This window comes from Pseudomonas sp. AC169, from assembly GCF_979258515.1.
Map to the genome: position 1 here is coordinate 5,687,926 of NZ_OZ409866.1, position 13,383 is coordinate 5,701,308.

Annotated in this window: 11 protein-coding genes; 1 reads left to right on the plus strand and 10 read right to left on the minus strand. The window is 58.3% G+C overall.

What is annotated here, in order from left to right; all coding sequences use genetic code 11:
- Positions 1 to 370 precede the first annotated feature (370 nt).
- Positions 371 to 1,672 carry an OprD family porin gene (locus ACZZ0G_RS25450; RefSeq protein WP_463557997.1) on the plus strand — a complete coding sequence of 434 codons (1,302 nt, stop codon included), beginning with the start codon at positions 371 to 373 and terminating at the stop codon, positions 1,670 to 1,672.
- Positions 1,673 to 1,783: 111 nt separating this feature from the next.
- On the opposite strand, the gene ACZZ0G_RS25455 is transcribed toward ACZZ0G_RS25450, so the two are convergent.
- The 10 genes from ACZZ0G_RS25455 to ACZZ0G_RS25500 form a co-directional block, all read right to left on the minus strand.
- Positions 1,784 to 2,404 carry a transglycosylase SLT domain-containing protein gene (locus tag ACZZ0G_RS25455; RefSeq protein ID WP_007912129.1) on the minus strand — a complete coding sequence of 207 codons (621 nt, stop codon included), beginning with the start codon at positions 2,402 to 2,404 and terminating at the stop codon, positions 1,784 to 1,786.
- 45 nt (positions 2,405 to 2,449) lie between these two features.
- Positions 2,450 to 3,388 carry a carbohydrate kinase family protein gene (locus ACZZ0G_RS25460; RefSeq protein ID WP_463557998.1) on the minus strand — a complete coding sequence of 313 codons (939 nt, stop codon included), beginning with the start codon at positions 3,386 to 3,388 and terminating at the stop codon, positions 2,450 to 2,452.
- A 13-nt stretch (positions 3,389 to 3,401) separates the two neighbouring features.
- On the minus strand, positions 3,402 to 4,898 hold the full coding sequence (gene xylB, locus ACZZ0G_RS25465; RefSeq protein ID WP_463557999.1) for a xylulokinase: 1,497 nt from the start codon (positions 4,896 to 4,898) through the stop codon (positions 3,402 to 3,404).
- A 289-nt stretch (positions 4,899 to 5,187) separates the two neighbouring features.
- Positions 5,188 to 6,660 (minus strand): mannitol dehydrogenase family protein, encoded by a 1,473-nt coding sequence (locus ACZZ0G_RS25470; protein WP_463558000.1) that lies wholly within the window; start codon positions 6,658 to 6,660, stop codon positions 5,188 to 5,190.
- A gap of 15 nt (positions 6,661 to 6,675) precedes the next feature.
- On the minus strand, positions 6,676 to 7,779 hold the full coding sequence (locus tag ACZZ0G_RS25475; RefSeq protein ID WP_463558001.1) for an ABC transporter ATP-binding protein: 1,104 nt from the start codon (positions 7,777 to 7,779) through the stop codon (positions 6,676 to 6,678).
- Between the two features lie 165 nt (positions 7,780 to 7,944).
- Complete coding sequence (locus ACZZ0G_RS25480; RefSeq protein ID WP_034154211.1) at positions 7,945 to 8,775, minus strand: carbohydrate ABC transporter permease; 831 nt, start codon at positions 8,773 to 8,775, stop codon at positions 7,945 to 7,947.
- Between the two features lie 8 nt (positions 8,776 to 8,783).
- Complete coding sequence (locus tag ACZZ0G_RS25485; RefSeq protein ID WP_038367588.1) at positions 8,784 to 9,710, minus strand: carbohydrate ABC transporter permease; 927 nt, start codon at positions 9,708 to 9,710, stop codon at positions 8,784 to 8,786.
- 155 nt (positions 9,711 to 9,865) lie between these two features.
- Positions 9,866 to 11,176 carry an ABC transporter substrate-binding protein gene (locus ACZZ0G_RS25490; RefSeq protein ID WP_463558002.1) on the minus strand — a complete coding sequence of 437 codons (1,311 nt, stop codon included), beginning with the start codon at positions 11,174 to 11,176 and terminating at the stop codon, positions 9,866 to 9,868.
- A 343-nt stretch (positions 11,177 to 11,519) separates the two neighbouring features.
- A complete protein-coding gene (locus tag ACZZ0G_RS25495) occupies positions 11,520 to 12,425 on the minus strand; it encodes a helix-turn-helix domain-containing protein (protein ID WP_463558003.1) in 906 nt (301 codons plus the stop codon).
- Positions 12,426 to 12,493: 68 nt separating this feature from the next.
- Positions 12,494 to 13,375, minus strand: a complete 882-nt coding sequence (locus ACZZ0G_RS25500) for a phospholipase (RefSeq protein ID WP_463558004.1) — start codon at positions 13,373 to 13,375, stop codon at positions 12,494 to 12,496.
- Positions 13,376 to 13,383: the final 8 nt, after the last annotated feature.

Below are 13,383 nucleotides of genomic sequence, written 5' to 3' on the forward strand. Positions count from 1 at the left end.
TGAATTCCGTCCGTTGAATAAGCAGGAGGCGGATGGTGCAGGATTAAGCCGTCTCGTTCAAGGCGCAAAAGCCGTAGGCAGGGCCACTTTGAGCTATAGGGAAAACCCTTACTCAGGCTGTTTTGCCCAATGAATCCGGGCGATTGGTGGGGGGTGATACGTGTCGTCGGCAACTTTTCCTACGACCTCGGCGAGAAGAATCGCCGGTCAGATTCAGACTAAAGTCGCCTGTAATGCGTAAAAGCCATCTGCCATCATTGCCGTTCACCCCTGCGTGTTCACCTTCTCCTGGCTCAATCTGACCCGGGACGGGAGCTATTTTTCTGGCTTGTTGCGCGCTTGCGCAAACGCTGCATTGTTGGAGTTTTTCATGCGTCCCCCATTTCCCCTCATCACCCCGCGCCAGTCGTTTGGCTTCGGAGCCGTTGTGCTGTGCGCAGGTTTTACCGCACAGGTTCAGGCCAGCGGATTCTTTGAAGACACCACGGCGAAAATCGAATCGCGCACGGTGTACTTCAACCGCGATTTCCGTGATGGGAGCACCTCGAACGCTCAGGGCGCCTCCAAGCGTGAAGAGTCGGCACAGGGCTTTATTCTCAACCTGCAATCGGGCTACACCGACGGTACCGTGGGTTTCGGTCTCGATGCGCTGGGCATGCTTGGCTTTCAACTCGATTCCAGCCCGGATCGCAGCAACAGCGGTTTGCTGCCATCGAGCGGCAACGACCCGCGCGGCTCGAAAGGCCAATACGCGAAAATGGGCCTGACCGCCAAGGTCAAAGTCTCGGACACCGTGCTGAAGTACGGCGCGCTGCTGCCGGATCTGCCGTTGCTGAAATACAACGACGGTCGGTTGCTGCCGACGATGTTCAATGGCGCCATGCTCACCTCTAAAGAGCTGAAGGATCTGACCTTCATGGCCGCGCGCCTGGACAAGTACACCGCGCGTGATTCCACCGATTCGCAAGACATCCGCGTGCACTGCAAGAACAAGCGCTACGCCTGCAACACCACCGCCGACCATTTCGACATGTACGGCTTCGACTACAAGATCAACGATCGCCTGACTGCGCAGTATCACTACGCCGAACTGGAAGACATTTATCGTCAGCACTTTGTCGGGCTGTTGGGTAATCAACCGTTAGGGGGCGGTGTACTTAAAGCGGATCTGCGTGTGCTGAAAAGTGCCGACAGCGGCGATGCCAAGGCCGGTTCCATCGATAACCGTGCGTTGAGCGGCATGTTGTCGTATGCGCACAGCGGCCACACGTTCAGCGCCGGTTGGCAGCGCATGAATGGCGACAACTCGATGCCTTACCTCGATGGCAGCAATCCGTATCTGGTCAACTATGTGCAGGTCAACGACTTTGCCGCTGCGCAGGAACGTTCCTGGCAGTTGCGTTATGACTATGACTTCAAGGCCATTGGCATTAATGGTTTGAGCTTCCTGACCCGTTATGTGAACGGTGATCACATCAAGGTGTTGGGCAGTGATCAGGAAGGCAAAGAGTGGGAACGCGACAGCGAGTTGAAGTATGTGATTCAGACGGGCACGTTCAAGGATGTGAGTTTGCGTTTGAGGAATGCGACTTACCGGACCAACTATGAGAAGTTTGCCCGGGATGTGGATGAGACTCGGTTGATTGTGAGTTATAGCTTCTCCGTCCTGTAACGGCTCCCAATGTAGGAGCCGCCGCAGGCTGCGATCTTTTGACGTTGATTGTTAAAAACAAGATCAAAAGATCGCAGCCTTCGGCAGCTCCTACACGGGATCCCGGAACTTTTACAACCAATGCCAGAACCGGCTCCAGAACCCCCGATTCAAATCCTCTTTGCAGCCGGCATACTGCCGCGCATACACGTCCGAACGATTCTGCACTTTACGCGCCGTTGGCATCAGCCAGGCTTTGCTCGCGTAGGTCTTGTTGCGGAATCCGCCCCAGCCTTCGTGGTAGTTGAGGTATTGGTTATAGGCGTCGTATTTGTACACGCCGTTGATCGAATAGGTCTTGTCCATGTACCAGCCGACAAAGTCGATGGCGTCGTCGAAGTCTTCGCGATCGGCGCCGCTGCGGCCGGTGCTTTTCTGGTAGTCGGCCCAGACTTCATCCTTGGCTTGCGCATAACCCGAGGCGGTCGAGACGCGGCCCCACGGGATCACCCACAGCAGGTACTTGCGCGGGGTCTTGGCGTCGTAACGGTAGCCGGATTCCTGATACATGATCGCGAAGGGCACCTGAATCGGCACGCCCCAGCGTTTTTGCGTGACTTGCGCAGCGTCGTACCAGTCGCTTTTCTCGCGGAAGATTTCGCAAATGTCTTCCGGCGAACGGGGCGGCGAGGTGCCGCACCCGCTCAGTAGCGTTGCCAGTGTCAGTAGTCCAAGCGTCTGCCTGTAATTCAAAAGCGGTTATCCCGTCGTGCGCAAAAAGGCCGACAGTCTACGCGCTCAGCGCAATTGATGACGATAGGGCAGATCCGGGCCGGTCTTGCTGCAGGTCAGCGCGGCGGCTTGTACGGCGAACTTGAGCATGGCGTCGATTTGCTCGCGAGCGAGTTGCTGCACGCCTTCAACCGAATCCAGTCCTTGCTCGGTCAGCCAGGTGATCAACGCAGCCTGGAAGGTGTCGCCTGCGCCGACGGTATCGGCGATCTTCACCGAGGCCGCTGGCACCGACCAACTGCCATGGTTGCGGCTGAACACAGTAGCGCCGTCGCCCCCACGGGTGAGGAAGACGATCTGGCAGCGCTGTTCGAGCCAGCCTTCGATCACCCGTTGCGGGTCCTGTTCGGGGTAGAGCAGGCTCAAGTCTTCGTCACTGACCTTGATCAGATCGGCCAGTGGCACCAGCGTCGCGATGCGTTCGCGCCACAGATCGATGTTCGGCTCGGGATTGAGGCGTACGTTCGGGTCGAGGGTGATCAGGCGTTTGCCGCTCTCGCGCTGCACCAAGGTCAGCAAGGTGTCGCCGATCGGCTGTACCACCAGCGAGAACGAGCCAATGTGCAAGCCGCGGACCTCAGCGCCCAGCTCTGGCAGATGCGCAAGACTCAGTTGCCGATCGGCACAGCCTTCACCGCGAAAGCTGTAGTGCGGCGAGCCATTGGCACCGACGGCGACCATGGCCAGCGTGGTCGGCGCGGCGAAATCCACCAGATAGTCCGGGCGCACACCTTCGTCCTGCAAAACTCGTTGCAAGCGGCGGCCGAGGTAGTCGGTGGACAGTCCGCCAAACAAGGCCGAGTCCACGCCCAGACGGCGCAAACCCACGGCGACGTTGAACGGCGAACCGCCGGCAATCGCCTTGAAATTAACTTTCGAGGCCAGACCGCTGGCGTCGTCTTCACTGAAGAAATCAAACAGGGCTTCGCCACACACCAAATACATAATTGTTTGCTCTTTATAGGGTTGCGACATGCTGTTGATAGCGTTCGTAGGCCTGCTGGAACGCCGCGACGTTGGCGGCAATCGGCAGGGTTTCACTGCTTGAATCTAGTTTCACGCAGCGCTGGCACAGGTCGGCGAGGCTGTCTTCGTGGCCGTTCGACCAGGATTTGCACCACGCCGCTTGAATCGCTGCGCCGAGGGCGGCGGCTTCACTTTGTTCGGTGCAGATCACTGGGGTGTTCATGATGTCGGCGACGATCTGCCGCCACACCGCACTTTTCGAACCGCCGCCGATCAGGCAAATGCTGCGGCTTTGTAAACCATTGTGGCGGAGCAAATCCAGCCCGTAACGCAAACCGAAGGTGGTGCCTTCAACGGCGGCGCGGCACAGGTTGGCCTGAGTCAGGTTGTCCAGCGTCAAGCCGTGCAGACTGCCGGTGGCGTGGGGCAGGGCGGGAACGCGCTCGCCGTTGAGGAACGGCAGCATGCTCACACCGTCGGCGCCGATGGGAGCCTTGGCGACGAGGTCGTTGAACTGCTGCAGATCGAGGTCGAACAACTCGCGAATCGCGCCGGTGGCGTTGGTCAGGTTCATGGTGCAGATCAGCGGCAACCAACCGCCGCTGGACGAGCAGAACGTCGCGACCGAGGCGTCCGGGCTGACTTTCGGCACCTCGGAATAGGCATACACCGTGCCGGAGGAACCGAGGCTCATGGTGATCGCGCCGGGCTGAATATTGCCGGTGCCGATGGCGCCCATCATGTTGTCGCCGCCACCGCTCGATACCAACGCATTGGGGTTGATGCCGAGGTGTTCGGCGATCGCCGGGAGGATGGTGCCGACAGATTGATGCGCGTCTATCAGCTCAGGCAGTGCAGCTTGCAGGCGTCCGCTGGCGTCGATGTCGCGCAGCAGTTGCAAGTCCCATTGGCGGGTGCGCACGTTGAAATAGCCAGTGCCCGAGGCATCGCCGTATTCGCTGCAGGCGCGACCGGTCAGCCAGAAATTCAGGTAGTCGTGGGGCAGCAGAATACGCGCGATGCGTGAGAACACCACGGGGTGCTGCTCTTTGGTCCAGAGCAGTTTCGACACGGTGTAGCCCGGCGCGATGACCACACCGAGGCGTTCCAGTGAGCCTTTTTCACCGCCCAGATGAGTCAGCAGACGGTCGTTTTCGGCGCTGGTTTCGGTGTCGCACCAGAGCTTGGCGGGGCGCAGGACTTCACCTTGGTCATCGAGCAGGACCAGACCGTGTTGCTGGCCGGAGACGCCGATGCCGAGGATCGACTGGCCGTCTACATTTGCCGCCAGCAATGCCTGGCGGGTGGCGAGGGTGAAGGCTTCGAGCCATTGTTGGGTGTCTTGCTCGCGGCGACCGTTGGCGCCGCTGATCATCGTGTGGGCGGCGGCGCCTTGGCCGAGGACTTGACCGCTGATGGCGTCGAGGATGATGGCTTTGGTGCCTTGGGTGCCGCAGTCGATGCCTAGGAAGAGTTGTTGTGTTGTCATGTGTGAACCACTCGGGTGTGGTGAAGATCAAGAGCTTTCCCCCTCACCCCAGCCCTCTCCCCCAAGGGGGCGAGGGGGAAAGGGAGCCGATCGGGGGCTGTTCAAAACCTGAGTTCGACTGCGGATCTCTCAATCAGGTGCTGTTCAAAATCTGAGTTCGACTCCGGTTCTCTCAACCGGGGCTGTTCAAAACCGGAGTTCAACTGAGGACGTTCAGGTCGATGTATTCCTAAAGAACACCTCGGTCAGTCCCCTCTCCCTCTGGGAGAGGGCTAGGGTGAGGGGCTTTTCAGGCAAGTATCCGTTCCAGCGTCCGCGTCACACCATCCTCGCGCAAGCTGTTGCAGCACCACTCAAACGCCGCCACAAACTCCGCCGAGCGCGGTATCGCCGTGCCAAAAATCTCCTCGACCGCCAACAACCGCTGCGTAATTAAAGCATCGTCCGCCACCAACGCCTGACAAAACGCCGCACGCGGATCCGGGATCGAATAGGTATCACCATTCTCATCCACACCCTTCAAATACAACGCCCACGCCGCCACCACCAACGCCGCACGTTTAGTCTCCTGCCCATCAGCAATCAACCGGTTGATCGTCGGAATGGTGAACTTGGGAAACTTCGACGAGCCGTCCGAACACACCCGCTCCAGTTGATCGGCAATTGCCTGATTGGAAAAACGCGCCACCAATGTGTTTTTGTAATCCGTCAGATCAATGCCCGGCACCGGCGCCAGTTGCGGGGTCACGTCCAGATCCATGTAAGCGCGCATGTAACGCACGAACAAAGGATCGTTCATGGTCTCGTGAACAAACCGGTAACCCTTCAAAAAGCCCAGATAGGTCAGCGCCAAATGGCTGCCATTGAGCAATTTGATCTTCATCTCTTCATAGGGCGAAACATCGTCGGTGAACTGCACGCCGACCTTTTCCCAGGCCGGGCGACCGTTGACGAATTTGTCCTCCAGCACCCATTGCACAAACGGTTCGCAGACCACCGGCCAGGCATCGTCGACGCCGTGTTTGTCCGCCAGTTGCAGACGATGTGCAGTGCTGGTCATCGGTGTGATGCGGTCGACCATGGCGTTGGGGAAACTGACGTTGGCGTCGATCCAGCTGCACAGGTTGCTATCGCGCAGCGTGGCAAACGCCAGCAGCGCCTTGCGGGTCACGGCGCCGTTGTGTGGCAGGTTATCGCAGGACATCACGGTAAACGCCGGGATGCCCGCCGAGCGGCGTTTTTCCAAGGCTGCACATAAAAAACCGAACACGGTTTTCGGCGAATCCGGGTTAGCCAGATCATGTTGAATCTGCGGCAGGTGCGCCATGAATTCGCCGTTGCTGTCGTCGATGCAATACCCACCCTCGGTGATGGTCAGCGAGACGATGCGGATTTGCGGATCGGCGAGTTTATCGATCAACGCCTGAGCGCCGTCCTCGGCCAGCAGCATGTCGCGAATCGCGCCAATCACGCGCACTTCGGTGTCGTCGCTGTCGCCGAGTTCGAACAGGGTGAACAGGTAATCCTGTTCCTTGAGGTCGTCGCGGGCGCGGCGGTCTTCGGCGCGCAGGCCGACGCCGCAAATCGCCCAGTCGAGGGCTTCGCCGGTGTTCATCAGGGCATCGGTGTAATACGCCTGATGCGCGCGGTGGAAGCCGCCGACACCGATGTGGGCGATGCCCTGACGAGTGTCGCTGAGGCTGTAGGCCGGCAGTTGTACTTCGCTGGCCAGACGATGGAGATTTTGTTGATTGAGTTTCATCGGGAGTTCTCGAAATCAGGCCGCAGCGCGCAGCGGGCGGGTTAACGCGACACCTTCGGCATCGAATAAATGGCAGTGCGCCGGGTCGAGGTGCAGGCTCAGTTGTTCGCCATAACGGCTGGCCAGATCCCCGCGCACGCGCATGGTCAGGGCTTCGCCGGCGTTGGTGGTGACGTGGCAGAAGGTGTCGCTGCCCAGGCGTTCGCTGACATCGGCGGTGACTTGCAGGGTGCAGTCGCCCGCTTGCGCCAGTTCCAGATGTTCCGGGCGAATGCCCAGAGTCACGGCGCTACCGACACTCAGATTGCCGGCGTTGAACGGCAGCGTGATGCGCGTGCCGGCATCCAGCGACACTTCGCAGCTCTGGCCGTCGACGCGGGCAACCTTGCCTTTGAGGAAGCCCATTTTCGGCGTGCCGAGGAACCCGGCAACAAAGATGTTCGCCGGGTTGTGATAGAGGTCTAGCGGTGAGCCGACCTGTTCGATCTTGCCGCCATTGAGCACCACGACTTTGTCGGCCATGGTCATCGCTTCAACCTGATCGTGGGTGACGTAGATCATCGTCGCTTGCAGGTCTTTGTGCAGGCGCAGCAATTCCAGACGCATCTGCACGCGCAGCGCAGCGTCGAGGTTGGACAGCGGTTCGTCAAAGAGGAAGATTTTCGGATTGCGCACGATGGCGCGACCAATCGCGACGCGCTGACGCTGGCCACCGGAGAGCTGTTTGGGCTTGCGTTCAAGCATCGGCCCGAGTTCGAGAATGCGCGCCGCTTCGCCGACTTTCTTCTCGACTTCGGCTTTCGGTACGCCGGCCAGGTCGAGGGCGAACGACATGTTTTTATTTACGGTCATGTGCGGGTACAGCGCGTAGGTCTGGAACACCATCGCCAGATCACGCTTGGCTGGGCTGACTTCGGTGATGTCGCGGCCATCCAGTTCGATGGTGCCGTCGCTGACTTCTTCCAGACCGGCAATCAGCCGCAGCAAGGTGGATTTGCCGCAGCCCGACGGGCCGACGAAGACCACGAATTCCTTGTCGTTCACCTCAAGGTCGATGCCTTTGATGATGGAGAAACCTTCGAAGCCTTTTTGCAGATTCTTGATTTTCAGGTTGGCCATGATGATGGGCCTCCGCAATTTATTATTCAGATGAACCGGATCGGCTTTTCTGTGGGAGCGAGCTTGCTCGCGAAGGGGGCGTGTCAGTCACCATCATTGCTGGATGACGCTCCGCTTTCGCGAGCAAGCTCGCTCCCACAGGGGATAGGGTTGGGTTCGGGATCTTCATTTCACGGCGCCAAAGGAGAGGCCGCGCACCAGTTGTTTCTGGCTGATCCAGCCGAAGATCAGAATCGGCGCACACGCCAGGGTCGACACCGCCGATAACTTGGCCCAGAACAAACCTTCCGGACTCGAATACGAGGCGATCAAAGCCGTCAGTGGCGCGGCTTTCGAGGAGGTCAGGTTCAGCGACCAGAACGCCTCGTTCCAGCACAGAATCAGCGACAGCAGTACGGTCGAGGCGAGGCCACCCTTGGCGATCGGCAGCAACACCCGGACCATTTCCTGCCACAGCGTGGCGCCGTCGAGGCGGGCGGCTTCGAGGATGTCTTTGGGGATGTCCTTGAAGTAGGTGTAAACCATCCAGACCACGATCGGCAGGTTGATCAGCGTGTAGATCACGATCAACGCGATGCGCGTGTCGAGCAGGCCGAAACTCTTCGCCAGCAGGTAGATGGGCATCAGCACACCCACCGGTGGCAGCATCTTGGTCGAGAGCATCCACAGCAGCGTGCCTTTGGTGCGCTGGGTTTCGTAGAACGCCATCGAGTACGCCGCCGGCACCGCGATCAACAGGCACAACGCCGTGGCGCTGAAGGAAATCACCACCGAGTTCCAGGCGAAACTGAAGTAGTCGCTGCGCTCGTTGATGTGCAGGTAGTTCTCCAGCGTCGGCGTGAAAATGAACTGCGGCGGCGTGGCAAACGCATCGATTTCGGTTTTGAAACTGGTCATCACCATCCAGAAGATCGGGAAGAAAATCACGATCGCGATGGCCCAGGCCAGGGTGCCGAGCAGCAGGCTTTGCAGCCGGCGGGATTGTTGAAGAGTCATGGCAGGCCTCAGGCTTTGTCAGTCAGGTTTTTGCCGATCATCCGCACCAGAATGATCGCGGCGATGTTGGCGATGACCACGGCAATCAAGCCGCCCGCCGAGGCCATGCCGACGTCGAACTGCACCAGCGCCTGGTTGTAGATCAGGTAGGCGAGGTTGGTCGAGGCGTAGCCGGGGCCACCGTTGGTAGTGGTGAAAATCTCGGCGAACACCGACAGCAGGAAGATCGTTTCGATCATCACCACTACGGCAATCGGCCGCGCCAGATGCGGCAGAGTGAGGTGCCAGAAGATTGCGATCGGCCCGGCACCGTCCAGGCGTGCGGCTTCTTTCTGTTCCTGGTCGAGGGACTGCATGGCCGTCATCAGAATCAGGATCGCGAAGGGCAGCCACTGCCACGAAACAATGATGATGATCGACAGCAGCGGGTAGTGCGCCAGCCAGTCCACCGGTTGCGCGCCGAATAGCTTCCAGATGTAGGCGAGGATTCCCGAGACCGGATGGAAAATCAGGTTCTTCCAGATCAGCGCACCGACCGTAGGCATGATGAAGAACGGCGAAATCAGCATGACCCGGACGATGCCGCGACCGAGAAATTCGCTCGCTTCGAGCAGCGCACTGATGAGCACGCCGAGCACCACGCTGATCAGCAACACACTGCCCACCAGCAGCAGAGTGTTGGTCGCACCGGGCATGAAACCCGAATCCGTCAGGAAGTAAGTGAAATTCTCCAGCCCGACAAATTCGTTTTCACCGGGGTAGAGCAGGTTGTAGCGGATCATCGAGAAGTAAATGGTCATGCCCAGCGGCACGATCATCCACAGCAGCAACAGAGCCACCGAAGGGCTGACCAGAAACCAGCCGGGGTTGCGTACGCGGACCTTGCGCGCAGGTTGCGACAGGTCGAGGTGGGCTTTGGCAGTTGAAGTATTCATGGTGATCACAACCGAGTCATACAGACCTATGGAGATCCCATGTGGGAGCGAGCTCGCTCGCGAAAGCGCTGGATCAGTGCCATGTGCAGTGATTGACACGGCGCTTTCGCGAGCAAGCTCGCTCCCACAGGAGGCAGGAGCAAGTCGTTCAGCGGTTACTTGGGATAACCGGCGCGCTTCATCTCGCGTTCAGTGGTTTGCTGCGCGGCGGTCAGAGCTTGATCCACCGTGGTCCGGCCGATCAGCGCTGCCGAGAACAGCTTGCCAACCTGCGTACCCACTGCCTGGAACTCAGGAATGGTCACCAATTGAATGCCGATGTACGGCACCGGTTTCAGCGTCGGTTTGCTCGGGTCAGCCGCTTTCAGCGATTCCAGCGTGACCTTGGCGAACGGCGCTGCGCTCATGTAGGCGTCGCTGTAGGTCGAAGCGCGGGTGCCGGGCGGTACGTTGGCGATGCCGTCAGTCTTGGCGACCAGTTCTCCGTACTCTTTGGAGGTCGCCCAGGCACTGAATTCTTTGGCGGCGTCTTTGGCTTTGGAACTGGTCGGAATCGCCAGCGCCCACGAGTACAGCCAGGCCGAACCCTTGTCAGTCACTTGATGCGGGGCGAAGGTGAAACCGACGTGATCGGCGACTTTGCTCTGGGTCTTGTCGGTGACGAACGAGCCGGCGACGCTGGCATCGACCCACATTGCGCATTTGCCGCTGTTGAACAATGCAAGGTTTTCGTTGAAACCGTTGCTGGAGGCACCCGGCGGGCCGGATTTCTTCATGGTGTCGACGTAGAAGTTCAGCGCGTTTTTCCACTCCGGTCCGGTGAATTCCGGTTTCCACTGCTCATCGAACCAGCGCGCGCCGTAGGCGTTGGCGACAGTGGTGATCAGCGCCATGTTCTCGCCCCAGCCAGCCTTGCCGCGCAGGCAGATGCCGTATTGCTCTTTGTCTTTGTTGGTGAGTTTTTCGGCGAATCCGGCGATCTGCTCCCAGGTCGGACGCTCGGGCATGGTCAGACCGGCATCCTTGAACAGGTCGGTGCGGTAATAAGTGATCGAGCTTTCCGCGTAGAACGGCAGGGCGTACAGCGAACCCTTGACCGACAGGCCCTCACGAACCGACGGGAACACATCGTCGAGGGCGTAACTGGCCGGCAGGTCCTTCATCGGTTCCAGCCAGCCTTTGGCACCCCACAATGCCGCTTCGTACATGCCGATGGTCAACACGTCGAACTGACCGCCCTGAGTGGCGATGTCGGTGGTCAGGCGTTGGCGCAGAACGTTTTCTTCGAGCACCACCCAGTTGAGCTTGATGTCCGGATGCTCGGTCTCGAAGGTTTTCGAGAGTTTTTGCATGCGGATCATGTCGCTGTTGTTGACGGTGGCGATGGTCAGGGTCTGGGCGCCAAGGCTGACGCTGCTGAGGATCATGCAGGTGAGGGCAAGCAGAGCTTTTGCAGTCGGTTGCATCGTGCACTCCTTTTCTGCACCCAGTGGGTAACAGAAGGACAGTTATTGTTTTTGTGTCTTCCTGTGCAGGAAGAATGTGCGCTGATTACAGCCTTCAATCGCAGGGCTGACAAATCATCCCTAACACTTTTATCGATACTTTTTTGCACTGGGCTTTTGTGGGGTAAACGCAGGGAAGGGGTTTTCAGCGGTTGAGCGTTATCGAATGCGTACAGGTTTCAGGGCATTGCGACGTCCATTGTGGGAGCGAGCCTGCTCGCGAAAGCGGTGTGTCAGCTACGAATGTGCCAACTGATCCTCCGCCTTCGCGAGCAGGCTCGCTCCCACAGAGGGAATTGCGTTGTCAGTGGTGGTTTTGCTCGGTCAGGCGCTGCACCGCGAGCCGCCGATAGTGCGACGGCGTCATGCCCTTGAGCTGCTGAAAGCGCCGATTGAAGTTGGAGATGTTGTTGAACCCGGATTCGAAGCACACCTCGGTCACCGGTTTATCACCGTCAGCCAGCAGTTCGCAGGATTTGCTGATGCGCAGGCGGTTGACGAACTCGATGAAATTGCGCCCGGTGGCCTGTTTGAATACCCGGCTGAAATAGGTCGGCGTCATGCCCAGATGCTCGGCGACTTCCTCCAGCGAAATGTCGCGGGCGTAGTGACTGAAGATGTAATCGACCGCCCGGTTGGTGCGATCGATGTTGTGCTCGTCGGCCAGTTGCGGGGTGGTGGCGCCGGACAACAACAGGAAATCATCGCTGGCCGCGAGCAATTCCATCAGGATGAAAAAGTGCCCGAGGCGGGTGATGCCCTGGCTGTCGGCAATGCGCTGCATCAGCGTCATGGCCTGGCGAATGGTGCGTTTGCAGCGGAACTCGATGCCGTACTGCGCACGCTCCAGCAAGGGCGCCAGGGTTTTCAGTTCGGCAAACACCTGGTGGCCGCTCTCGAATAATTCGTCAGTAAAGTTGACCAGCATGTCGCGCTTTTCCACGACCTCGTCCTCGGCCACCTGACTGATCCAGTTGTGCGGCAGGTTGGGGCCGGTGAGAAACAGGGTTTCGGGGTAAAAATTGCCGATGTAGTCGCCAATAAACACCTTGCCGGAACTGGCGACGATCAGGTGCAGTTCGTATTCCTTGTGAAAATGCCAGCGCACCAGCGGGCACGGAAAACCATGCTGGCGGTAGATGATGGACAAGCCGTTATGGTCATCCATCAACTCATACGAGGGGTCGGTTACGCGGGCGGTTCGAGTCATGGCGAGCTACTTTTTTTGTTATCGCCTGCCGATCATGCCTCGTTTCTCGGGATGGGCGCCAGCTTCACTCAAACCGCCTGTGCCATGTTCCGTGACTTCTCAACGGCTTTCTCCTGATTGACCTTCTGGCAGAAACGCACAATGTTCGAATTTTTAATAAAGTCGAAATTGATGATGTTGCACTTTTTTGCCCAGTCCGATTGGTCTGGATCGAACCAGGTGTCGAGATCGTCGAGAATTCGTTGCGGGCCGCCAAGGGTAAAACTGGTTGCCGACAGCGACCATGGATACAGTCTGCTGGTGTAGGTATTCAATACTTCTTTTATATAACCCTGCAGGTCGACAGCACTGACCAGTTGTTTGTTGATCCACTTGTGCTGGATCTTTCCATAAAATCGATAGTCCTGCGTGTCCCAAGTCATGGGGGCTGCGACCATGACTCTTTGCAATGAACTGATCGCCTTGAGTTCGCTGAGGGGCATATGCAAGTTCCGGTTGGGTATCATTCGCTCACCCAGATGTTCCAGCATCAATGCCTTGAATTCCGCATGGTCGAATGGGGCTTTACCGTTTCCCAGTTCATGAAAGTCGAGAATGATGAATTCATTGTTGCTTCTTTCATAAAAGCCTTTCACATCACGAACGAGATCTTCGAGCGTGCGGGAAGACAGGTAGCCGTTGTGGTGAAAGCGAAACTTCGCCAGGCCCTGCGCCGTGTTATCAACGGTCAGGCGCACATCGAGGGCTCGTGCGCCGCGATTCAGTTGTGAGTAGAAGGAGACATCCTGGCAGGCGAGCCAGTTTTTGCCCGGTAACAGCGCATAACTCGCCTCCCGGTCGCAGCCAGCATTATGAGTGCCTGGCAGGGTCAGTTCAAAAAGCGACAAGTTATCAATTTGTGCTGTGTCTGCCATCCATTGAGAGGTCTGGAAGTTATCAAGATTGTTCATGTCATACA

What these genes read in the sequence shown, in the direction of transcription:
- ACZZ0G_RS25450 (WP_463557997.1), top strand. Translation starts at nt 371, where the DNA reads ATGCGTCCCCCATTTCCCCTCATCACCCCGCGCCAGTCGTTTGGCTTC.
- ACZZ0G_RS25460 (WP_463557998.1), bottom strand. Translation starts at nt 3,388, where the DNA reads ATGTATTTGGTGTGTGGCGAAGCCCTGTTTGATTTCTTCAGTGAAGAC.
- xylB (WP_463557999.1), bottom strand. Translation starts at nt 4,898, where the DNA reads ATGACAACACAACAACTCTTCCTAGGCATCGACTGCGGCACCCAAGGC.
- ACZZ0G_RS25470 (WP_463558000.1), bottom strand. Translation starts at nt 6,660, where the DNA reads ATGAAACTCAATCAACAAAATCTCCATCGTCTGGCCAGCGAAGTACAA.
- ACZZ0G_RS25475 (WP_463558001.1), bottom strand. Translation starts at nt 7,779, where the DNA reads ATGGCCAACCTGAAAATCAAGAATCTGCAAAAAGGCTTCGAAGGTTTC.
- ACZZ0G_RS25480 (WP_034154211.1), bottom strand. Translation starts at nt 8,775, where the DNA reads ATGACTCTTCAACAATCCCGCCGGCTGCAAAGCCTGCTGCTCGGCACC.
- ACZZ0G_RS25485 (WP_038367588.1), bottom strand. Translation starts at nt 9,710, where the DNA reads ATGAATACTTCAACTGCCAAAGCCCACCTCGACCTGTCGCAACCTGCG.
- ACZZ0G_RS25490 (WP_463558002.1), bottom strand. Translation starts at nt 11,176, where the DNA reads ATGCAACCGACTGCAAAAGCTCTGCTTGCCCTCACCTGCATGATCCTC.
- ACZZ0G_RS25495 (WP_463558003.1), bottom strand. Translation starts at nt 12,425, where the DNA reads ATGACTCGAACCGCCCGCGTAACCGACCCCTCGTATGAGTTGATGGAT.
- ACZZ0G_RS25500 (WP_463558004.1), bottom strand. Translation starts at nt 13,375, where the DNA reads ATGAACAATCTTGATAACTTCCAGACCTCTCAATGGATGGCAGACACA.